The 23,476-nt window shown below is 36.7% G+C and carries 20 protein-coding genes; 13 read left to right on the top strand and 7 right to left on the bottom strand.

The genetic code is table 11. The features are described 5' to 3' along the window. Positions 1 to 40 precede the first annotated feature (40 nt). Both FB2170_RS02680 and FB2170_RS02675 read right to left on the bottom strand, forming a co-directional pair. A complete protein-coding gene (locus FB2170_RS02680) occupies positions 41 to 1,753 on the bottom strand; it encodes a M56 family metallopeptidase (RefSeq protein WP_013304963.1) in 1,713 nt (570 codons plus the stop codon). Continuing rightward, a complete protein-coding gene (locus FB2170_RS02675; protein WP_013304962.1) occupies positions 1,753 to 2,112 on the bottom strand; it encodes a BlaI/MecI/CopY family transcriptional regulator in 360 nt (119 codons plus the stop codon). Before FB2170_RS02675 ends, FB2170_RS02680 begins: the two co-directional genes overlap by 1 nt. Positions 2,113 to 2,272: 160 nt before the next feature. Between FB2170_RS02675 and FB2170_RS02670 the strand changes: the two genes are divergently transcribed. Both FB2170_RS02670 and FB2170_RS02665 read left to right on the top strand, forming a co-directional pair. Beyond that, positions 2,273 to 3,211 (top strand): calcium/sodium antiporter, encoded by a 939-nt coding sequence (locus FB2170_RS02670; protein WP_013304961.1) that lies wholly within the window; start codon positions 2,273 to 2,275, stop codon positions 3,209 to 3,211. Positions 3,212 to 3,222: 11 nt separating this feature from the next. Next, complete coding sequence (locus FB2170_RS02665) at positions 3,223 to 4,833, top strand: carboxypeptidase-like regulatory domain-containing protein (RefSeq protein ID WP_013304960.1); 1,611 nt, start codon at positions 3,223 to 3,225, stop codon at positions 4,831 to 4,833. 63 nt (positions 4,834 to 4,896) lie between these two features. On the opposite strand, the gene FB2170_RS02660 is transcribed toward FB2170_RS02665, so the two are convergent. Further along, positions 4,897 to 5,907 carry a glutamine synthetase beta-grasp domain-containing protein gene (locus tag FB2170_RS02660; RefSeq protein ID WP_013304959.1) on the bottom strand — a complete coding sequence of 337 codons (1,011 nt, stop codon included), beginning with the start codon at positions 5,905 to 5,907 and terminating at the stop codon, positions 4,897 to 4,899. Positions 5,908 to 6,119: 212 nt separating this feature from the next. Here FB2170_RS02660 and FB2170_RS02655 point away from each other — a divergent pair, with 212 nt between their 5' ends. The 9 genes from FB2170_RS02655 to pyrF all read left to right on the top strand — a co-directional run bounded on the left by FB2170_RS02655 (position 6,120) and on the right by pyrF (position 15,167). Beyond that, positions 6,120 to 8,306, top strand: coding sequence for a glutamine synthetase III (locus FB2170_RS02655; RefSeq protein ID WP_013304958.1), 2,187 nt, complete (start codon positions 6,120 to 6,122; stop codon positions 8,304 to 8,306). A 109-nt stretch (positions 8,307 to 8,415) separates the two neighbouring features. Further along, positions 8,416 to 9,594 (top strand): AIR synthase related protein, encoded by a 1,179-nt coding sequence (locus FB2170_RS02650; RefSeq protein WP_013304957.1) that lies wholly within the window; start codon positions 8,416 to 8,418, stop codon positions 9,592 to 9,594. Positions 9,595 to 9,643: 49 nt separating this feature from the next. Beyond that, the gene (locus FB2170_RS02645; RefSeq protein ID WP_013304956.1) at positions 9,644 to 10,084 is read left to right on the top strand and encodes a ubiquinol-cytochrome c reductase iron-sulfur subunit; all 441 of its coding nucleotides are present in this window, start codon (positions 9,644 to 9,646) and stop codon (positions 10,082 to 10,084) included. A 23-nt stretch (positions 10,085 to 10,107) separates the two neighbouring features. Beyond that, a complete protein-coding gene (locus FB2170_RS02640; protein ID WP_013304955.1) occupies positions 10,108 to 10,542 on the top strand; it encodes a thioredoxin family protein in 435 nt (144 codons plus the stop codon). Further along, positions 10,539 to 11,534, top strand: coding sequence for an FAD:protein FMN transferase (locus FB2170_RS02635; protein WP_013304954.1), 996 nt, complete (start codon positions 10,539 to 10,541; stop codon positions 11,532 to 11,534). Before FB2170_RS02640 ends, FB2170_RS02635 begins: the two co-directional genes overlap by 4 nt. 9 nt (positions 11,535 to 11,543) lie before the next feature. Continuing rightward, positions 11,544 to 11,753, top strand: coding sequence for a DUF4266 domain-containing protein (locus FB2170_RS02630; RefSeq protein ID WP_013304953.1), 210 nt, complete (start codon positions 11,544 to 11,546; stop codon positions 11,751 to 11,753). 119 nt (positions 11,754 to 11,872) lie between these two features. After that, positions 11,873 to 13,153 carry a DUF3570 domain-containing protein gene (locus tag FB2170_RS02625; RefSeq protein ID WP_013304952.1) on the top strand — a complete coding sequence of 427 codons (1,281 nt, stop codon included), beginning with the start codon at positions 11,873 to 11,875 and terminating at the stop codon, positions 13,151 to 13,153. Between the two features lie 102 nt (positions 13,154 to 13,255). Next, positions 13,256 to 14,332, top strand: a complete 1,077-nt coding sequence (prfA, locus tag FB2170_RS02620) for a peptide chain release factor 1 (protein WP_013304951.1) — start codon at positions 13,256 to 13,258, stop codon at positions 14,330 to 14,332. A 10-nt stretch (positions 14,333 to 14,342) separates the two neighbouring features. After that, positions 14,343 to 15,167 (top strand): orotidine-5'-phosphate decarboxylase, encoded by an 825-nt coding sequence (gene pyrF, locus FB2170_RS02615; protein WP_013304950.1) that lies wholly within the window; start codon positions 14,343 to 14,345, stop codon positions 15,165 to 15,167. Positions 15,168 to 15,170: 3 nt separating this feature from the next. Here the strand turns inward: pyrF and FB2170_RS02610 are convergent, their stop codons facing one another. Then, positions 15,171 to 15,365, bottom strand: coding sequence for a hypothetical protein (locus FB2170_RS02610; RefSeq protein WP_013304949.1), 195 nt, complete (start codon positions 15,363 to 15,365; stop codon positions 15,171 to 15,173). Positions 15,366 to 15,592: 227 nt separating this feature from the next. Between FB2170_RS02610 and FB2170_RS02605 the strand changes: the two genes are divergently transcribed. Further along, positions 15,593 to 16,381, top strand: a complete 789-nt coding sequence (locus FB2170_RS02605; protein ID WP_013304948.1) for an alpha/beta fold hydrolase — start codon at positions 15,593 to 15,595, stop codon at positions 16,379 to 16,381. Between the two features lie 18 nt (positions 16,382 to 16,399). Beyond that, positions 16,400 to 16,912 carry a hypothetical protein gene (locus FB2170_RS02600; RefSeq protein ID WP_013304947.1) on the top strand — a complete coding sequence of 171 codons (513 nt, stop codon included), beginning with the start codon at positions 16,400 to 16,402 and terminating at the stop codon, positions 16,910 to 16,912. 289 nt (positions 16,913 to 17,201) lie between these two features. On the opposite strand, the gene FB2170_RS02595 is transcribed toward FB2170_RS02600, so the two are convergent. The 3 genes from FB2170_RS02595 to FB2170_RS02585 are packed head-to-tail and all read right to left on the bottom strand — an operon-like array spanning position 17,202 to position 22,990. Further along, on the bottom strand, positions 17,202 to 18,077 hold the full coding sequence (locus FB2170_RS02595; RefSeq protein WP_013304946.1) for a hypothetical protein: 876 nt from the start codon (positions 18,075 to 18,077) through the stop codon (positions 17,202 to 17,204). Between the two features lie 11 nt (positions 18,078 to 18,088). Continuing rightward, positions 18,089 to 19,756, bottom strand: a complete 1,668-nt coding sequence (locus FB2170_RS02590) for a SusD/RagB family nutrient-binding outer membrane lipoprotein (RefSeq protein ID WP_013304945.1) — start codon at positions 19,754 to 19,756, stop codon at positions 18,089 to 18,091. Between the two features lie 21 nt (positions 19,757 to 19,777). Next, the gene (locus FB2170_RS02585) at positions 19,778 to 22,990 is read right to left on the bottom strand and encodes a SusC/RagA family TonB-linked outer membrane protein (protein ID WP_013304944.1); all 3,213 of its coding nucleotides are present in this window, start codon (positions 22,988 to 22,990) and stop codon (positions 19,778 to 19,780) included. Between the last annotated feature and the right edge of the window lie 486 nt (positions 22,991 to 23,476).

The following is a 23,476-nucleotide window of genomic DNA, read 5'->3' as shown; positions in this document are numbered from 1 at the left end:
GTCGGCTTTTTTTTGAAGTTTGATTTAGTTCTTTATCTCGTTATTCTTTTTTGGTCTTAATTTGAATGACCCCGTTTTTCCCTTTTTTCCCATATAAGGTTTTTGCACTTTCACCTTTTAAAACATTTATTGATTCAATTTCCGAGGGATTTAAGAACTTCATGTCTTTTTCTTTTGATTCCTTACCATCAATTATATACAATGGTTTTTTATCTCCATCACTATTCACAAAGAAAAATCCATCTTTCTTTTTTGAAATCACTTTAATATCCATATCACCATCATGGTCCGAGTCGGTCATGATGAATACATTTTTGTCCTCATCGCCATGTGATTTTCTAATTTTGAAATGTTTTTCGTGTAGACCATCTTCTGTCTTCAGCTTATCATATTCTTTTCGACTTACCTCTTTTCCGTTGATTTTTATGGTTTCTTCACCATTTTCATCAATTATTTCGATGGTCTTGTGGCCTTCACCATCACTATCGGCATGAACCCAAATCGTCTTATCTGAATCTGCATGAACATCAACGTGAATTTCTTCATCCTCATGTATGTCGGCATGTACACCTGCTTTGCTACCCATTGAGATTGTATTGGTATCCTCATCATAGGCTATGTGTATGGGGTCAATCCCGTCATCTCCGTTGCTGAAGCTTGAAGAACTTTTCATTTTTTTGCCATCCTTCGCAGTAGTTGCAAAATCCACTGAGATATCGGTTATTTCGTTTTTGGAGTTATGAACTACCGTATATGAAAAGTCCACTCCTTTTTTTGCTAGATCTTTCTTAATCTTACTCAACTCCTTATCCGTGGTTTTTTTGTCTATTATTATTTTAATGAGTCCGGTAGCATATTCATTATTTGTTTGGGCGCCTATCGCTGGATCCATTGGAATATAAACGTTCTTGGTATTGAAACTTAGAAGAAAGACAGCCAAAGCAGGTAATATTAAGGCAACTTTAAAAATGTTTCTTTTGTTTGATTTTGATTTGTTTAGCATAACTATTCGCTTTTTGATTAATGAATTATAAAAATTATTGACGATGGGAGTATAGAATTGATTCCCCGACACTTTAAGTAAGGTGTATTGATATTTTTTTATTGATGGCACTTCTTTGGTGGCACTATCATCTGCCAAAAACTCTAGGTTTTGTTTAATGTTGGCTTGGTACAACCAACTAAAAGGATTGATCCAAGTAAATATTGTTATTAGATGCGATAAAAGAACATCAATAGAATGCCATTGGGAACTATGTGCTTTTTCATGCTTTAAAATTGAAGACAATTCACTATTGGAATAAAGTGATGGATTATAGAATATATGGTTGAAAAAGGAAAAAGGGGCAATGTTTTTATTTGTTTCCACATAATAGAACTTTCCTTGTTTGGCTATTTTGTTCTTTTTAATAAGTTTTATCAGTGATCCAATCTGGATAAACAATCTTGTTGTGAAAATGAGTAGACCGGCTATGTAGATCCCAAATAATAAACTGACCCAATTGAATTGTTCTACCGCATTGATTGGAGTATTTGATGCTACATTTTCAGAAAAAACCATTGGTACAGAACTGATTTCAACATAATTCGTAATGGTTATGAAAGGAAGTAATAACGCCGTTAGTATGCCCAATATCAGGAAGTGTCTATTTACCGAGAAAAATGTTTCTCTTTTTAAAAATACTTGATAGGCCAAATAAAAGATAGTTAGAATGCCAGAGGCTTTTAATAGATAGATAAAAAGTGCTTCCATTATTTTTTCTTTTCTATAAGGTTGATTATTTCCTTTAATTCTTCAACTGATATTTTTTCTTCCTTGGCAAAGAACGAGATCATACTTTTGTAAGAGTTGTCAAAATATTCCACCATTTTTGAGTTTACAAAACGTTTGCGATAATCCTCTCGAGAGATTATTGGAAAATACCTATGCGTTTTACCAAAGGCTTCGTAGCCCACAAATTGTTTTTCTTCAAGGTTGCGAACCATTGTTGATAAGGTATTGTAATGAGGTTTGTCCCCAACGATTTCTGCCATGATTTCTTTAACAAAGGCCTTCTTTAAACGCCAAAGTATTATCATGATTTCCTCCTCTTTATTTGTTAGTTTCTGCATCAATTCTATAATTGTTTATCCAAACTTAAAGTGAATAATAATCTTATACAACTATTTTAATAGTTATTTAACTATAAAAATAGTTATTATGTTGGATTTATATGTTCTTGTTTGATTCTGAAAACAGAAATCTTGACATATATTTGTTAAAATTGAATCAATGCAAAACATTCTTTTTATTGCCCTGGGTCTTACTTTTTTGATTGCAGGAGGCAATTGGCTCTTGAAATCTGCGGTAGCTTTATCATTAAGACTGAATATTCCTAAAATTGTAATTGGGATGACCATCGTGTCATTTGCAACTTCGGCTCCAGAGCTGATTGTGAGCATTAATGCTGCAGTAGACGGTTTTCCTGATTTAGCCCTTGGTAACGTAGTAGGATCCAATATTGCAAATTTGGGATTGGTCTTGGCTGTGATATTGCTAATGGGTAGTATTGATGTTCGTAGAAGTTTTTATACCACAGATTGGCCAATGATGATGTTGGCATCAGTGATATTTTTTGTATTCATTTTTTTCGATAAAAAGATAGTGCGGTATGAAGGGGTGATTATGGTAGTTGGTCTCTTTCTTTTTCTTATTTATCTATTAAGGTTTCAGAAGACCGCTGTTGTGGAAGAGGCTCATGAAGATGATATTCCATTACCACTATATAAAGCGGTTTTATTTTTGGGTCTTGGGGGTGTTGCACTTTGGGGTGGCTCTGAACTTCTTGTTGATGGTGCTGTTGGTCTTGCCAATAATTTTGGGGTAAGCGAAAGAATTATAGGTATTACGATTGTTTCTGTAGGGACAAGTATTCCAGAGCTGGCTGCATCGATCATTGCTATAATTAAAAAGGAGAAGGCTATTTCACTTGGAAATTTAATAGGTTCTAATGTCTTTAATTTAATGGCGGTTCTTGGTATTACTTCGATCATCACTCCGATTCATGTTATGGATGAGGGCTTGTTGAATAATGATATTTACTGGATGTTGGGCATTTCTTTTCTAATTTTCCCTCTTGTATTTTTTCCAAAAGGTCTTCGTTTAGGATGGCGAGATGGTATAGTTCTTGTGGTATTTTATTTGACCTTTCTTTACTTTACCATTACCTAAAAAAGCAAATTATGCTTGCCAATTCGCTTAAATTTTATTTCCTCGTTTGTCTTTTTTCAACAAGCATTGTTTTTTCACAGGATGATTTTATTACTGGCCAACTTTTGGATAAAGGAAATGGCGATCCTGTAGTCTTCGCTACCATTCGGGTTAAGGATAAGGCAATTGGTGTTATTTCAAATTTGGATGGAAGTTTCAGGATACCTGAAAAATTCAAGGAGTTTGGAAGCATTTTGGAAATTTCGTCATTAGGTTATGTCACAAAGGATATTTTTCTGTCAGAACTAGCGGCTAATAAAACGAATATTATTCGACTGGACCCGGCTATAGAGCTTTTGGATGAGGTAGTTGTAGAAGGTATAATACGTGCCAAGAAAAAAACAAATAAAAAGGAAAGATTATCAGCATATCAAATTGTTGAAAGGGCTATAAAAAATATTTCTATTAATTATCCAATATCGCCCTTTACTGCTATAGGTTATTATCGTGATTTTCAAATAAATGAAAATAATTATAGCAACCTTAATGAAGCTTTATTGGAGGTATGGGACCAAGGTTTCAATGCTTCGGATTATGAAACTACAATGGTTAGGGTCTTCGAACATAAAAGGAACCTAGACTTTCCAATTGATTCTATTGCTGAAAAACCATATGATTACCTCAATAGGGGAAAAACAATCCCAGGGTTGCATTTGGACAATTACGGAGGTAATGAATTCACGATATTACGTATTCACGATGCCTTAAGAAATAATGAAATAAATGCCTATGATTATGTGAATGTTTTTAAAACAGATTTTATTAAGAATCATTATTTTAAAAATGAGGGCGAAATAATACTAAATAATGAACAGCTATATAAAATCACCTTCAAAAAAAACAAAGGTGATGTTACTATTAAAGGTAATCTATTTGTTTCGCAAGAAGATTTTTCCATTTATAGATTTGAATACGCTATGTTTAGTTATCAAAAAGGTAAATCAAGAAAAGAAAGACGGACTAAAACCAGAAGAGGTAAAAAATTGCTTTTTGAAATAATAGTTGGGTATACACCAATTGATGGCTTGATGTATCCAAATTACTACTCTATGAATAACACCTTTAACGTTAAAGAACCACCAAGGTTCAAAGTGACTAAGGCCCACTACAGTATAAATAAGAGGTATTTTGTGATTTCCATGAACAATAAAGCCAACAAAAATGATGCTCTTAGAAAGAACAATTATAAGTTGAAATTTATGGGAAAGAAAATCAAGATTGGCAGAATAGTGCATATTGAAGACGAGATACTTTTATACCCCGACCCTAAAATTTCGGCTACATTATTTGAGGAAATTGCCAAAGCTGACAGAAAAGATATTGTAGATGGAGGTAATTTCAATATTGAGGTCAAGAATCTACGTGATATTAATAATAATCAAATTAATGAACCAACATATAAACGGGTAAAACAATATCGAGAATTTTTTGTTCAACGAATTAAATCTAAACCAGAGGCTATTCCGGTTGATGATTTTTATATGAACAAGAATTTGCCGATTTTTGAGAATCAACCAATCTCAAGACGTGCTAATTTTTCGGATTATTGGATGAATACTCCACTACCCAATATCGAGGAATAAAAAAACCCTGACAATTAAGTCAGGGCCTTCTTTTTTATAAACAATTAATCAAACTATATCGCATTAGATTTTAGCAGATTTTACAGTCTTGATGATTCTGCCAGCAATCTTGTAAGGATCACCATTTGAAGCTGGTCTTCTATCTTCCAACCATCCTTTCCATCCATTTTCTACAGTAATGATAGGAATTCTAATTGATGCTCCTCTATCAGAAACACCGTAAGAGAAATCAGATACATGAGCGGTTTCGTGTAATCCTGTCAAACGCTCATCATTAAATTCTCCATATACATCTATATGTTCCGAAGTAACGGGTCTAAATGCCTCACATATTTTTTCATAGGTCTCTTTAGAGCCACAAGTTCTTAACGTTGTATTAGAGAAGTTTGCATGCATACCCGAACCATTCCAATCACCTTTTACCGGTTTAGGATGGTATTCAATATAATAACCATGATGTTCAGTCAATCTATCCAAAAGATAACGGGCTATCCAAATTTCGTCACCTGCTTTCTTGGCACCTTTAGCGAATAACTGGAATTCCCACTGGCCAGGGGCAACTTCTTGGTTTATGCCTTCAAAGTTTAATCCAGCTGCAATACATAAATCAGAATGCTCTTCAACTATATCTCTTCCCCAGGTGTATCTACCACCTACAGAACAATAGTATTTACCTTGTGGTCCAGGGAAACCTCCACGTGGAAATCCTAACGGTAAATCTGTTTTAGTATCCATCAAGAAGTACTCTTGTTCAAACCCAAACCAAAAATCATCATCATCATCATCAATGCTAGCTCTTCCATTTGAAGCGTGTGGAGTTCCATCAGCACTTAAAACTTCTGCCATAATCAAGTATCCATTTTTTCTTACTGGATCTGGGTAAATGGCTACAGGTTTTAATAAACAATCAGAAGCTCCTCCTGAAGCTTGTTCAGTTGATGAGCCATCAAAAGACCAAATTGGACAGTCTTCTAGTTTTCCACTAAAATCATTTTCGACTTTAGTTTTACTTCTCATGTTTTGAGTTGGTTCATGACCATCTAGCCAGATATATTCTAATTTTGATTTGCTCATAATTATTGAATGTTATTGTTATAAATTTAAAGACAAGCAAAAATATGTTTTTTGTGAAATATATATAATTTTTTAGGGGGTATTTATCAACATCTAGTTGATAATTCTCAACACCCCCTTATTTTGAGGGGTATTTTACTTAAAATTTATTTTTTGGTATCATATATTATTAAATCGTTAATTATTATTTTTGCCAAAACTGAATATAGATTATGTCCAAATTAAGGTTTAAGGCGATTCTTGATAGCCAAAAAAGGTCTCGTAAATATGTAGAGGAGAAAGGGAGGCGTTCCGAACAATTTGCTTCCAACGTCTTCAATGAGGACAAAATGCTTCAACATTTGACCAAAGATGCTTTGGCAAGTGTAAAAAGTGCCATTGTTTCTGGTTCAAAAATAGATCGCAAGATAGCTGACCAAGTTGCAGAGGCAATCAAGGGTTGGGCAATAAATAATGGGGCCACACATTATACACATTGGTTTCAGCCATTAACGGGTTCTACAGCCGAAAAACATGATGCATTTTTTGACCTCTTACCAGATGGGAGGGCTTTAGAAACCTTTGGAGGAGGGCAGTTGGTGCAACAGGAGCCAGATGCCTCTAGTTTTCCACACGGTGGCATTCGCAATACGTTTGAAGCAAGGGGGTATACTGCCTGGGATCCTACGTCCCCTGCATTTATATATGGAACTACCTTGTGTATTCCCACAATCTTTGTTGCGTATACAGGTGAGGCGTTGGACAATAAAGCACCTCTGTTAAGGGCGTTGCATTCAGTGGATCAAGCAGCGACCGCGGTGGCGAAATACTTTGATAAAAATGTGTCCAAGGTAAATGCAACTTTAGGATGGGAGCAAGAATATTTCTTGATTGATAAGTCTCTAGCACAATCGAGGCCAGATATTGTGATGACAGGGCGCACCTTGATTGGGCAAACCGCAGCAAAAGGACAACAGTTAGATGATCATTATTTTGGGGTAATACCGAGTAGGGTACTGAGTTTTATGAAAGAACTTGAAGTTGAATGCACCAAATTGGGTATACCTGTAAAGACAAGACATAATGAGGTAGCTCCTAATCAATTTGAGCTGGCTCCGGTTTTTGAAGAAGCGAATTTGGCCGTAGATCATAATTTACTCTTGATGGATGTAATGGAAAAAGTTGCTGAAAAACACAGTTTAAAGGTACTTTTTCATGAAAAGCCATTCGCAGGAATCAACGGATCTGGTAAGCATAATAATTGGTCTTTGGCAACTGACACCGGGGTTAATCTTTTGAGTCCGGGTTCTACTCCTATGAAGAACCTTCAGTTTCTTACCTTCTTCGTGAATACGATAAAGGCTGTTGACGAATATGAAGAATTGTTACGTTCATCAATTGCATCTGCAAGTAATGATCATAGATTGGGTACAAATGAAGCTCCACCTGCCATACTTTCGATTTTTATAGGAAAACAATTAAACGGGGTCCTTGACGAGTTGGAAGGTGTCTCAAAGGGTAAATTATCTCCTGAAGAAAAAACAGAGCTTAAATTGAACGTGGTGGGCAAGATTCCTGAGATAATGCTCGATAACACGGATCGAAATAGAACTTCACCATTCGCTTTTACAGGAAATAAGTTTGAGATGCGTGGAGTTGGCTCCAAAACCAATTGCGCCAAACCAATGACCGTTTTGAACACTATAGTGGCAAAACAGCTAATAGACTTTAAAAAAGAGGTCGATATATTGGTAGATAAAAAGAACCTCAAAAAAGACGAGGCTATTTTTAATGTTTTGAGAGAATATATTAAAACATCAAAGAGGATACGTTTTGATGGGGATGGGTATAGTTCGGAATGGGAAAAAGAGGCCAAGAAACGAAAACTAAGTAACAATAAAAATACACCTGATGCTCTACAAGTATTGACTTCGAAAGAGAGTTTGGCTCTTTTTGAATCAATGAAAGTGATGAGTGGGGTCGAGATAAAGGCACGTCAAGAAGTTGAACTGGAAGCTTATATTCTTCATGTGCAAATTGAGGGGAGAGTCTTTAATGAACTTATTTACAGTTATATCATTCCGTCGGTTATTGAATACCAAAATAGATTGATTGATAATGTTATGGGTTTAAAAGACGTTTTCGGAGCCTCTTATAAAGATTATGCCAATAGTCAATTGGTGATTATTCAAGAGATTTCTGAGCATTTGGATATTTTGAAAAGTAAGACTGATGCCATGGTGGAAGAGCGTAAGAAGGCAAACAAGATGACAGATAGCCATAAGAAAGCTTATGCGTATTGCGAAAAGGTAAAACCCTATTTCGATGAGATCAGATATCGAAGTGATAAATTGGAGCGATTGGTTGATGATGAACTCTGGCCATTGACTAAATATCGTGAATTGCTTTTTGCCAAGTAATTAAAATTATTAGATAAAGGAATAAAATCCTTCAAATAAATAAATATAAAAGCTCGCAACTAGCGGGCTTTTTTAACTAATCCACTATTTTTGCCACAAACTACAGAAAATGAGTTCTTCAAACAGCGAAAGATATAATCAACGTGGGGTTTCGGCCTCCAAGGAAGATGTGCATAATGCTATTAAAAACATTGATAAAGGGTTGTTTCCAAAAGCTTTTTGTAAAATAGTTCCTGACTATCTTACCAATGATGATGAATTTTGTTTGGTGATGCATGCCGATGGTGCTGGGACAAAGTCGTCCTTAGCTTATATGTATTGGAAAGAAACTGGGGATATTTCTGTTTGGAAAGGTATTGCCCAGGATGCTCTTATCATGAATATCGATGATTTGATTTGTGTTGGTGCAACCGATAATATTATGTTGTCCTCTACCATCGGTAGAAACAAGAATTTGATACCTGGCGAGGTTATTTCTGCAATTATCAATGGTACTGAAGAACTGATTGCTGATTTGGCAAAACATGGAATGGTGATACATTCTACTGGTGGGGAAACTGCCGATGTAGGTGATTTGGTCAGAACCATAATAGTTGATTCCACTGTAACTGCGAGATTAAAACGTAAAGAGGTTATAGATAATGCCAATATCAAAGCTGGCGATGTAATTGTTGGGTTAGAATCTTTTGGACAAGCTATTTATGAAAAGGAATATAATGGTGGTATGGGAAGTAATGGTTTGACATCCGCACGGCACGATGTTTTTTCTAAATATTTAGCTGAAAAATACCCAGAGAGTTATGACGCCGCTGTGCCTGAAGATTTAGTGTATTCGGGAAATGTCAAATTAACAGAGCATGTATCAGATTCTCCTATTGATGCGGGTAAATTAGTGTTATCCCCAACTCGGACTTATGCCCCTATAGTTAAAAAAATGCTCTCCAAATATACCTCTACCAATATTCATGGTATGGTACACTGTAGTGGTGGGGCCCAAACCAAAATACTTCACTTTGTTGAAAATCTTCATATAATCAAGGATAATCTATTTCCTATACCTCCCTTGTTCAAATTGATTCAGGAACAATCAGGAACCGATTGGCGAGAAATGTACCAGGTTTTCAATTGTGGGCATCGTTTAGAGATTTATACGAATGAGACTGTGGCACAGGATTTGATTGAAATATCAAAGAGTTTTGACGTAGATGCTAGAATCGTTGGTAGGGTAGAAGATGGTCCAGAAAAGAAACTCACGATAAATAGTGAGTTTGGATCCTTTGTATATTAAAGCATACGATTAGCACAATTACTACGTTGTTTATTATAAATACGTAGCTATGGAAAGAAAGGAATTTCTAAGAAGTTTGGGTGCCGGTGCGGCTTTTGCATTAACTTTTCCCTGTATGCATGGTTGTTCAAAGGATGACGAAAATGGTGATATTGTAGAAATACCTACAGGAATTGATTTTACAATTGATTTAAACTCCACTGAAGGTGCTCAACTTGCCGATAATGGCAGTTTTATATTAAAAAATTTGGTCGTGGTTGTTAAGGACTTGGAAGGGAATTTTGTTGCTGCCAGTCAAGTCTGTAGCCATCAATCTTATGATCAAGTGCGTTTCCTGACCAACGATGGGGGCATTTTTCATTGTGATGTACATGGATCAAGGTTTGCCCTTGATGGAGCCCCTTTGAATCAAGTAGATAACAATGCTGCCAAGCCTTTAATAGTTTATAATACTGAACTCAATGGAGATAATCTCCGAGTTTTTGAGTAAATTTATGTGCCTCAAAATTTATTATGAAAAAGTTGACCTTCATACTGGTTATGCTATGCTCGATTGTGGGCGCTGCCCAAAATTGGGAGTCCTCATTTGAGCAGGCCCTATTGTTATCCAAACAAGAAAAAAAACCAATAATTCTAGTTTTTTCTGGTTCAGATTGGTGTGCTCCCTGCATCAAATTAGAAAGGGATATTTGGCAATCGGAAGAATTCAAAACCTATGCAGACGAACATTATGTGCTTTACAAGGCAGATTTTCCGAGGAAGAAGGTTAACCGACTTTCAGATGAAATAAAGGGTCAAAACGACAAATTGGCCAAAAAATATAACCCCAACGGGCATTTTCCATTAGTAACAGTGTTGAACTCAAACGAAGAAGTATTGGGAAATACCGGGTATAAAAAACTTTCTCCTGATCAGTACATGTCACTTTTAAATTCTTTCGTAAAGTGAAAAAAGTTCTTCCCCTGTTATTGATTTTCTTTGTCTTTGCAGGTTTTGGGCAGGAGCGTAAATATATTACCGTTCATAGGACCCAAAAGTTAATGGGTAGTCGTTTTGATATTACTGTTGTGGCCATGAATGAGGAGATTGGGTATATTAATATTGATCAGGCGATTGCGGAGATAACACGAATTGAAAAACTTATTTCTTCTTGGGACCCTGAATCAGAAACTTCACTTGTAAATAGGAATGCCGGAATAAAACCGGTAAAAGTAAGCTTAGAGCTTTTTAAACTTATAGAAAGGGCTAAACAGATTTCTATTCTAACCGATGGTGCCTTTGATATTTCATATGCTTCTATGGATGAGGTTTGGAAATTCGATGGTAGTATGCGGTATAAACCGACACAAAAGGAGGTAAGAGAATCAATTACCAAAATTGGTAGCGAAAGAATAATTTTGGATAAGGAAAAAAATACGGTATTCCTAAAGGATGTTGGAATGAAAATATCATTTGGGGGCATTGGCAAGGGATATGCTGCAGATAAGGCTAAGAAGCTTTTAGTTTCAAAGCAAGTTATAGCAGGCATCATTAATGCCTCAGGTGATTTGACAACATGGGGAACTAAAGCAAGTGGAGAAAAATGGTTGATAGGTATCGCCAACCCTCTTAGTAAAGACAGAATATTCTCATGGCTTCCTGTAATTGAGTCTTCCGTTGCTACTTCTGGCAATTATGAAAAATATGTGATTATCAACGGTAAAAGGTATTCCCATATCATTGATCCAAGAACTGGCTATCCATCTCAAGGTATAAACAGTGTTTCCATTTTCGCGAAAGATGCTGAGTTATGTGATGCTTTAGCAACCGCGGTCTATATTATGGGAAAGGAAGCGGGTTTGGGGTTGATTAATCAACTCCCCGAGGCGGAAGTAATCATAGTGGATAGCAAAAATAAAATCCACAAGAGTAGGGGAATTCTGTTTGATAATAATCCGTAACTTTAAAATATGAAAAAGGTCTTCGTTATTCTATTATTCGCGATATTATCAACTTCGTGTGTGGTGGTAAAAGAGTATGATAAAGTATACCTTAATGATGAAGAAATGGCGTTGGGTGCGAAAAGTTCTGAACGTTTTGAGACTATTTTTCAAATATATCGTGAGGCAGCCGCAGGTGCCAATGGAGGGAAATCTGGTGGAGGATGCGGATGTAATTAAGAAAAACCCTATTTCAACAATACTATTGGTGGTGTAGTTGAAATAATAGGTTTGAATTTATCCCGACTATCGGAGGGGTCATTTTTTACTAAGGTACTAATGAATAACTTCATACATCATTGAAAAATCTCTGGGTTTTATTTTTTATTTTAATAATCAGCGGGAGTTTTGCCCAAGATGGCAATACGAATAGTTACAAGAAAAGAGTGCTTGAGACTGCTGAAATTGATTTGTTGTTCAGTTTTTACGATCAAGATGGTCAGAACGCTGCTGTATCGGGGGGAGAAGGTACCGAAAAACTTACAGATGCTACATCGAGCATTGTGGTTAAAATTCCTTTGAATGCCGATGATGTCCTTACCGTTGATGCAGGTATATCCGCATATTCCTCAGCTTCTACCAGCAATGTGGATCCGTTCGATAAAAACAGTAGACGAGCAAGCCCGTTCAGTGCATCTTCTGGAGCTTCCCAAAGTGATGTTTTAGCCCATTTTAACCCTTCCTATGAGCATAGTTCTGATGATAGAAACTCGGTTTATAGGGCCCAAGCCTATGTCTCTTCTGAATATGATTATTTTTCAATTGGTTTTGGGGGAGGATATACTCGTTTGTTTAACGAAAAGAATACTGAGGTATCTGCGGACCTTCAAGTGTTTTTAGATAATTGGATTCCTCAATATCCCGTTGAATTACGGGGTGGTTTTTCAGATTCTAGGATAACGGGCACCGGTACTTACAATCCAGTTTTTAATGCATTCAATGATGAAACAAGAAATTCATACTCACTTTCTTTAAGTTTTTCTCAAATCCTAAGCCAAAGAATGCAAGGTTCTATTTTTATGGATATTGTGTCGCAAAGTGGATTACTGAGTACACCTCACCAAAGAGTATATTTTGGTGATGTGAATGATTTCTTTATTGAAGATTTTCAATTAGCGGATAATGTTGAGCAATTGCCCAATAGTCGTTTTAAAATTCCTATCGGAGCTCGTTTAAATTATTATGTCAACGATTTGTTTGTATTGCGTAGTTATTACAGGTATTATTCAGATGATTGGGGTATTACGGCTCACACTGCAAGTCTGGAAGTCCCTATTAAACTAACAGATAAATTCACCTTTTATCCAAATTATAGATATTACAGCCAAACGGCAGCGGATTATTTTTATGCAAAAGAAGCTGCAATTTCCAGTTTGGATTTTTATACTTCCGATTATGATCTTTCGGCCTATGATTCGCATCAATATGGGATGGGAATCAGGTATAAAGATATTTTCACCAGCGCCAAGGTTTTTACTTTTGGATTAAAGACCATTGATTTTAGGTTTGGTAAATATGACCGAAGCGATGGTTTGGATTCCTTTATTTTTAGTTTGGGAACTACCTTTGTTGGAGATTAAAGTTCCTATTATTTGTTCATAAGCTGTCGTACTTAACTTAATATTTTCGTACTACGAGTGTGTAAATTTATCGTAAATTCGCATTCCAACAGCGTAAAGATTATGATTGATAAATTAAATATTGTAAAACAGCGTTTTGATGAGGTTTCCGACCTAATTATACAACCTGATGTGATTTCGGATCAAAAAAGGTATGTCCAATTAACCAAGGAATATAAGGATCTAAAAGACCTTATGGAAAAACGTGATGCCTATGTTGAACTTACAAACAACATTCAAGAGGCAGAAGAGATTATCTCTGATGGGAGCGATGCCGAAATGTTGGAAATGGCAAAAATGCAATTAGATGAAGCAAAAACGGCTTTGCCAAAATTAGAGGAGGATATAAAGCTGATGTTGATTCCAAAAGACCCTGAAGACGCCAAAGATGTTGTCGTTGAGATTAGGGCAGGAACGGGAGGTGATGAAGCTAGTATTTTTGCAGGTGATCTCTTTAGAATGTACACCAAATATTGTGAAGGTAGAGGTTGGAAAACCAATGTAATAGATTTAAGTGAAGGTACCAGTGGTGGTTATAAAGAAATACAGTTTGAGGTGAGTGGGGCGGATGTTTATGGCACTTTAAAATTTGAAGCAGGTGTTCACCGTGTTCAACGTGTTCCGCAAACAGAAACACAAGGTCGGGTGCATACAAGTGCCGCAACCGTTATGGTTTTACCCGAGGCTGAGGATTTTGATGTACAGATTGATCCAAAAGATGTTAGGATTGATTTTTTCTGCTCTTCTGGCCCAGGTGGTCAGTCGGTGAACACAACATATTCGGCAGTACGCCTTACCCATATTCCTACTGGGTTGGTGGCACAGTGTCAAGATCAAAAATCCCAGCATAAAAATAAAGACAAGGCTTTTAGGGTTTTGCGCTCAAGATTATATGATCTAGAGTTAGCCAGAAAACAAGAGGAAGATGCGGCGAAACGAAATTCTCAGGTAAGTAGTGGGGACCGGTCAGCTAAAATTAGGACCTATAACTATGCTCAAGGTCGTGTTACTGATCACAGGATTGGTTTAACACTTTACGATTTGCAGAATATTATCAATGGTGATATTCAAAAAATCATTGATGAGTTAAGCTTGGTAGAGAATACGGAAAAACTTAAAGAAGCTTCAGAGATATTTTAATTGTTATTGAATGAAGATTGAAAAACTCGTTGAACAGATCAACAAAAAAAAATCTTTTCTCTGTATTGGTTTGGATACAGATTTAGACAAAATCCCAACACATTTATTAGAGGAAGAAGACCCCATTTTTACTTTTAATAAAGCCATAATCGATGCCACCCATCATTTATGTGTGGCTTATAAACCAAATACTGCATTTTACGAGGCATACGGTCTTAAAGGGTGGAAGTCTTTGGAAAAAACCATCAATTACCTTAATGAGAATCACCCGGAAATATTCACAATAGCGGATGCCAAACGTGGTGATATTGGGAATACCTCTACGAGATATGCAAAAGCCTTTTTTGACGAAATGGGCTTCGATTCAGTGACTATTGCTCCCTATATGGGGAAAGATTCTGTGGAGCCATTTTTAGCTTTTGAAAACAAGCACTCGATTTTGTTGGCCTTGACTTCAAATGAAGGAGCCTATGATTTTCAAACCAATAAAGTCGACGGAGTAGAATTGTACAAGAAAGTTTTACAGACGTCGCTTAGTTATAAAAATTCGGAGAATTTGATGTATGTAGTGGGCGCGACCAAAGCAAGTTGCCTCGGCGATATTCGAAAGATTGTTCCAGACAGTTTTCTGTTGGTTCCCGGTGTGGGAGCTCAAGGAGGTAGTCTAAAGGAAGTTTGCCATTACGGGATGAACAACCAAATTGGTTTGTTGGTGAATTCCTCTAGAGGAATTATTTATGCCTCAAAAAACTCTGATTTTGCGATAGAAGCTGCAAAAAAGGCAATGGAATTACAACAACAAATGGAGGAAGAACTTGATTCTTTTGGCCAATAATTGTTATACAAATTCCTCAAGGGTTTTTTGAATTTTTTTCGCTTTTTGCTCAAAAAACTCACCTAACTTAGTGTTATTATATTTAATATTTGATGCTTTTTCCTTAAAGCACTGATATTGATACTCTAAGAGCGAAATAGCCTGATTTCCTGTTGTCATCGGAGTAATAGATCCGACTCTGCAATATTGCTTTTCCATAATAATTAATAGTTCTTACAAATATACGAGGCAAATAGCTGTTTTAGATGTCGATATGGTTGACGAACAACTAGTTTTCAGGTAATTTGTCTATTTATTAACAATTCCTTAATGATGTTGACAAAAAGTAAGGTGAAAATTGTTAAAAAAACTTACAAAGCAAACGGGCTATCAAAAGTTTTAATACATTGCAAGATTCCTTAAAAGGGACGCTTTAAGAGAACACTTTGTTAAGTTACAATACATATCTGCACCAAGAATCCACAACTTGGGTGACCTTCGTACATGGGGCGGGGGGAAGCTCTTCTATTTGGTATAAACAGGTTAGGGAATTCAGAAAGCATTTTAACGTATTATTATTAGATCTAAGAGGACATGGAGATTCTAAACCCAGTCTAAAGGATGCGTTTAATGACAAGTATACATTTGATGCAATTACTGATGATATTGTAGAGGTAGTAGACCATTTGAAAATTGAGAACTCACATTATGTGGGGATCTCTTTGGGTACCATCTTAATTCGCAATTTGGCAGAGAAACACCCACACCGCGTTGTGAGTATGGTGATGGGCGGGGCTATTATGAAACTCGGAATACGTTCTCAAATACTAATGAGATTGGGGATTATCTTTAAATCCATTATCCCTTATCTTTGGCTTTATAAGTTCTTTGCATTTATTATAATGCCTTATCGAAACCATAAAGAGTCTCGACTACTATTTGTTAGAGAGGCGAAAAAAATATATCAAAAAGAGTTTACAAGATGGTTTAAATTGACCTCAGAAATAAACCCTTTGCTGCGGTTGTTCCGTGCCGCCGATATTAAGATTCCAACTTTGTATGTTATGGGGGGCGAAGACTATCTATTTCTTCCAGCGGTCAAGAAAATTGTGCAAAAGCACACTACTTGTAGCCTTTTGACTATTGAACATTGTGGGCATGTTGTGAATGTGGAACAACCTCAAATTTTCAATCACCTGGTTATTGGTTATGTGAGTGATGCAAGTCATTCATAACCGTTTTCTATTCCATATATGAAAAAGCTTAGAACTCACTTTCTCATTTGTTTTTTGTTAATATTTGGCTTCTCTGGAATAGCACAAGATTCTTGTAATTGTTGCTCAGAAAACCACAAAGCGTTTGATTTTTGGATAGGTTCGTGGGACGTTGTAAATCCCGACGGAAGTGCTGCCGGTAAAAGCACAATAGTAAAATCGGAAGGGGATTGTGTTGTCCGTGAAAATTGGGTCAGTGCTAAAGACGGGTATACTGGGACAAGTACAAATTTTTATAACAAAGTAGCCGAAGAATGGGAACAATTATGGGTTGATAACTCTGGAGCTCATTTAAAACTAAAAGGTAATAGAAAGAAGAATCAGATGATACTTTCCTCGACAGAAGTGAAAAACAAGAGTGGTGTATTAATTAAGAATAGAATCACTTGGACCTCGAATGATGACGGCACTGTACGTCAATTATGGGAGATAACCCACGAGGGAAAAGTAATTAGTGTAGCTTTTGATGGTCTTTACAAAAAAGTTGAATAAGTAAGGGTGGATTTATGTAAATGGCAGCCCTGAATATTTTGATAGCTAATTCAAATAATTACTCTAAAAACTGAGATACTATAATATTTTTAGGAGTAGGCCTCAGGACTGCTTTACATTTAATTGGTTAATTGAATACAAAGATTGTCACTATTTCCATTCAATTGGGTAATGCTTATAAACGTTTCCATTACCGATATAAGTTTACCCTTTGTTTACATTATTTCTAGAATTGAAACAGCCATCTAAAAATGAGGTTATAGATGGCCATTTTCTATTAAAATGTTATTTATTCATTGCAAAGATTAAGAGTGATTTCGCCAGCTGTTGGACCAGGACCTTGTTCTGAAACAATATTGCCACTAGGAGCTTTTATTGTGAATGAATGTTCTGATTCAAAATTACCTGGCGTATATGTGAAAATTAGTGACGATGAGCCCTGAGGTACATTAACCGTATGGTTTGTGCCAAAATCGGTTGCCGTATAGTCAGTTCCAGTGCCATTAATAGTTGCCGTTATAAAAGCTCCGTCCCAACCATCGCCATAGGAATCAACCATTTCAATTATCCAATCTCCAGCTGGGGGCATAGGAAGAATACAAACTACAGAGCCAGTGTAAACCATTGGGGAACTAAAAAACAGTTCTCCTGTAACACTATCACCGCTATTTCCTTTTTCGAACTTTGTGCCATCTTGCATATTTATGACCACCCAAAAGAGAAATTGATCACCTCCCTCAATATCTCCAAGATCCAAACCTAAAGCAGTAGTAGCATCTGATATGCCAATATCAAAAGTGGTTTCTGGCAAACCATTTGAATTACTAACGAAAGTTGAAACATCAGCAGAAGCAACTAAAACAGGATCTATCGACTCATCATCGTTTGTTCCTGGATCATCATCTGTGGTTCGGTCAACGAACTCAACCATAATTTCTACATTTGAAACATCATCGTTACTGGCGGCTACTAATTCCCCTGTTATTGAATAAGATGAACCAGCTATGTCGGTCCTATTTATTACTCCACCAGCGTCAATAGTTCTTAAGAATGCTCCCTGAGTCTCATCGGCGTAAGGTGTAATACGGGCCTTATCTTCATCTTCACAAGATATGAAGCCCAGTAGAATACAAGGCAATGCAATTAGTTTTATAATTCTTTTCATAAGTCTATTTTTTAAAAATCTAAGTTTGTTGAATTAGTATCCCAAAATACCTTTACACCTTGATTTTCTTTAGGATTGATATTTGGATTGTTGTCTATTGCGACAGAAGGGTATTTAAATGACCTAATGAAAGCGCCAGGTGTTGAGGTTTGCGTTGGCTGCAAGTTTAGCGGCATTCCTGTTCTCCTATAATTATTGTACGCCTCAACTGGGTTACCCCAAGATGATATAAATGCTTGCGTCATAATAATATTGAGTTTTTCTGCATCAGATCCTGCTCCATAATCAGTTATAATTTCGTTCACATAATCATCAATATTCGTCGCTGTAGCGGCCAACGGACTATTTATACTACTGTCAAAATTGATAACCTTATTTAAAGAAGCTCTAATGCCAGCTTCTAACATTGCAGCTGCATCATCTGTTGTTCCTAGCGTTAAGGCGGCTTCGGCCCTCATTAGGTACACGAAAGATGATAACATAATCGGTTGAATTCCGGCACCACTCATTCCTGAGGATTTAGTAACTGCTGAGAATGAATCATCATCAAATTTTCCACCAATTGGGTAGGTGCCCCAAGTCGTTATCTTGTCAGAATCTGAAGGCAGACCTTGGTTATCCCCATGAATTCTACCCCAGTAACCATCACCGATAGAAGTACAGAACGGGTCAACACCGGGAACATAATGCGTAGGATAACTTTCCGCTAAACATGGAAAATCAAATATACCTTGGGCATCGGCAGGAGGATATTCATCAACCTGTCTATAGATATAATATCTTGTCCTTGGATCAGGGGAATCGAAACCATTTACCAATAGATTCATAAAATACATTGACATATACTCACCACTAGGAGTGTTTTCATAATTATTAATGAATTGAGGATGTCTGATATCAGGTGAGGATGAATTGGTGCCATAAAAAACCGTAAAATCTTCACTGGCTGAATCGATAAGATCACCATCAGCCAAAAGCGCGTTTATCCCTGCTAGGGCATTAGAATCAACCAACCTCGTATTGTTGTAAATTCTTAATTTTAAAGTTTTTGCTAAGGTGGTCCATTTATCTAAATCACCGAAGTAGAACAAATCTCCTGTCGAAGAAATACTTGAAGCTGGAGAAAGTGCTAAGTTTGCAATTGCCTCATCTAGCAATGACATGGCAATACCATAAACAGCAGCGTCATCATCCAGCGCAGCGTCAAAATTTTCAGCCCCGGCGAATGCCTCTGAATAAGGGATGTCACCAAAATAATCAACCAAAACAGTTAGCGTATAGGACTCCAAAATTTGAGCCACCCCTAAATGATGCGATAAATTATTTTCAATTGCATTCTTTTTAATGGTCTGAATATCAGATAAGTGACCGGAAAAACTTTGCCTCCAAACATCATCAAAATCTCCCGGCTCAAAAGCATTTTCATACAAAGGCCCAAACATATGGAGCATTCTAACAACCTGCATTCCTGCTTGAAATCCTTCACGGTTATCTTCATCCTCTTCACCAATCCATGATGTAAAGTTCAGCATGGCACCATTCAATAGTAAATTGACGTCTGAATTGTCCGGTGAAGCATTATTTGGGTCATTGTTCACGTTTAAATCTACCGACTCACAAGAGCCTAACAGAACAAACATTGCACAAATGGCTATAGATATTTTATATTTTGTACTCATAGTTATTTAATGTTTTTGTTTTTAAAATGACGCTCTTACAGATAAACCATACCTTTTGGCAGTTGGTCCTGTCAGTAAATCAAACCCCCGTGAATTTCCTACTCCTTCACTGGAAATAGCTGGGTCAAAATTTATGGAGTCAGGAAAATTGAAAGCCTTAAACCATAAATTGTTGCCTGTTGCAGAAAAAGTTATGTTGCCAAACGGAGTATTTTCTAAGGCCTTCTTAGGTAAGCTATAAGAAAGTGAGACCTCCCTTAATCTTAAATGTGTTGCATCGTAAACCTTAAACTCATCTTGTCCATAATTTTCCCAGTATTGGTCATTCGCTGTAATTTGGATATCATTCACAGATCCATCTTGTTTTACACCTGCTGCAACAACAGGAATTGATCGATCAAAATCAGTTTCTCCGGCCAAACCTCTTATGGTAATGGTATTTGCGGTAGCGGAATACATATCGCCTCCATGGGTGTAATCCCATTGCATAGAAAAGCTTAGATCTTTATATGAGATGTTATTAATGAAGCTCCCGCGCCAATCTGGATTGGGGTCTCCGATGATGCCTAGCTCATCTTCTGTTAGATAAAGTCCATCAGTTCCAACAATTGGGTTGCCCGCAGCATCTCTCTGAACCAATACCCCTTGCATTACATTAAATGGTTTCCCTTGAATAGCGAAGTTCCCTAAATTGGAAAAAGGACCAGACAAGAATAATGCATCTTCTTCACCACCTGGTAATTCCGTTACAATACTTTCGTAAGCATCATAGTTTAAGATAAAATCCCATTGAAAATTCTCAGTTCTAACAGGAATGGCATTAAATCCTACTTCAATCCCTTCAGTTTTTAATTTACCTGCATTTATCGCTGTAACTGTATAACCACTTGACGGATCCAGTCTTTTATCGAGAATTTGGTCGGTTGCTTCTTTTGAATAGACGCTTGCTTCAAGTCCTATTCTATTTTTAAAGGCTTTTAATTCAAGACCTAATTCTACCTCTGTGACCAGCTCAGGCTTCAAGTTTGGATTTCCTAGGCGATTGATTCCACTATCATTTATATTGACAGGGCTACCATTAATGTTGACTGCATTTCCGTTTGCGTCTAGCCATGCTTTTGCAGAAACACCTAATCTATCTCTGGTGACGTAAGGATCTGCAAAATTTGCGGAGCTTCCGTAGCCGACACGCAGTTTAAGATAATTCAACCCGTTATTACTCTTAAGTCCAGAGAATGCCGAGGTTGGAACAAATGATAAACTGGCACTAGGATAAAACAATGAATTGTTGCCTGTTTCATGTGTAGAAGCCCAATCGTTTCTACCGGCAATATTCAAATAAGCAAAATTCTTATATCCCAATGTAGCTGAACCAAAAGCACCAAAAACGTTTTCTTGTGATTGAAATAAGTCTGTTGCTACTTTGTCCTCGAAATTATTGGCAAAAAATGAACCATAGACCAATTGCTTGTCATACTGAACACTGGAAGAGTTGAAAGTGTTTCTTCTAGAGTTGAACCCGGCATCAAATGACAGATTGAAGTTATCACTGAAATCTTTTGAAAGATTTATTAGAAGCGAGTGATCCCAAATTTTTCCGGTATTTCTAGATTCGTAATACAAACCATCGGGAAGATATATACCCCCTTTGTTCACACTGAATGAAGATGTTTCATTATAACCATCGAAACCCGATCTCCAGGTCGCGGACAGATAATCATTGAATTTGTATGTGCCAGCCATAGAGAAAAACACTCTATCGGTAATCTCCGCATCAATCTCATTTTCCGCTGTCCATCTTGGGTTTTGGATACTATTGGTTGTTCTATAATAAACACTCCTATGTTGGTCATCTTCGAACGGGAGTCCCATAAGATCAACTGAACGTGGAGTATACAATACGTTTGCAAATATTCCTGATCCCCCAGAACTGACATTACTAGATCCTGTACTTGCGGCGTTTGGTGGATTTTTTTTATCGGTATTCACATAATTCATGGTGCCACTAAAAGTGAACTTGTTGGATAATTTTGCTGTTCCACCAACGCTGAAATTGTTTCTTCTAAGGGTGTTGTTTGGCGTAAACCCTTTTTGGTCACTATTCGAATAACTCAAGTTGAAGCTGGCATTTTCGGTTGACTTTGTGACATTAATATTGTTAACGGCTGTGTAACCAGTATTGAAGAAATTCTTAACACTGTCATAAGGCTTGTACTCATATGTTGTTACACCGGCGAATTGTGGGAATGAGGCGTTAAAATTTCCTCCACCTTGCTGAACAGAACTGTAAGCATTTCCCGAATAAACATGTAATATTTGCTCATAAGGTGTGGTGAATTCAGAACCCCAATTACTAAAGGCTTTTCCTCTACTTTGTTGCCAGCCACCACCATATCTGTCTTGATAATCAGGCAAAGAGGCGATTTGTTCTATGTAATAAGATGAGTTCACAGTTACCTCAAGCTTATTTTGTGTTGAATTTGATGAGCCACTTTTTGTGGTTATAAGAATAACACCGTTCCTACCTTGCTCGCCATAAAGAACAGTTGCACTTAGACCTTTTAAAACACTTAAATTTGAAATATTATTAGGGTCTAAATCCAACAATCTACTAGCTGAATTGTTCCCAGATTCACTTGTAGAAAAGGTACTTGTCTCGTTTGTGGCATTTGAAAACGGAACACCATCAACAATAATTAGTGGTTGGTTGCTTCCTGTCATTGTTGAGAAACCTCTAATTGTAATATTGGTTCCACTACCTGCAAGACCACTACCACCAAGAATATTTACACCGGGGATTTGGCCAGATAATGCACGGGCAACATCAGTTTCAGGCCTTTTGGCGACATCTTCTCCGTCTAATGTAGTAACGGCATAACCTAATGCCTTTTTCTCACGCCTAATACCCTGAGCGGTGACAACAACCTCTTCAAGCGATTCTGCTGCCTCATCCATTTGTATATTAATTACGTTGCTTGCCCCGATGGTAACCTCAACTGTTTTTTGCCCTATATAGGAAAAGACAAGAACTTGACCTTGGCTTGCTTGTATGGCATAGTTGCCATCAAAATCAGTTTGGATACCTGTTGTAGTTTCTTTTATTAGAATGTTCACACCGGGCAAGGGTACGCCTGCCTGATCCGTTACATTACCGGAAACTGTTTTTTCTTGTGCGTATGCTGAGGACAATCCAATTAAATAAAGCATAAACACCCAAATACATTTTTTTTTCATACTTAGAATTTTAATGAGTTAGTTATGAAGTGACTTTTGTGCAGCCTAAATTTGAATAGAGATTCAATCTATGATTACATTTTGATAAGATGTATTCATATTGTATTTACAATAGAGCTGTCAACATTTAATTAGTCATTCGGGTCAAAGAAACATCCTCTTAACATAATTTTGGGAAAGACTTATAAACGTTTACTTTTCCGATGAATGTTTACTCTTAATTTACCTTTTATAACAGAAGGAGTCCCTTATGTTATATTATTTGTGGCGTAGTAGTTAGTTTAAATATTTGATTTGCAGTGATTTGAAAGCGATTTGAACTAAAATATTCAAAGTCATTTTAGATGGACTCAAGTGATTAGTGCCGTGATTAGCTGATTTTTTAGAGGAGTGAAAGTAAATATAAAGCGCAGCCCTGAACATGTTTGATGACTAATTCAAACGTCACTCTAATTATTAAAAAGAAGTTTTCTAATACAATACAAG

The sequence above is a fragment of the Maribacter sp. HTCC2170 genome (genome assembly GCF_000153165.2).
Classification (GTDB): domain Bacteria; phylum Bacteroidota; class Bacteroidia; order Flavobacteriales; family Flavobacteriaceae; genus Maribacter_A.
This window is presented reverse-complemented; position numbering and strand designations above follow the sequence as displayed.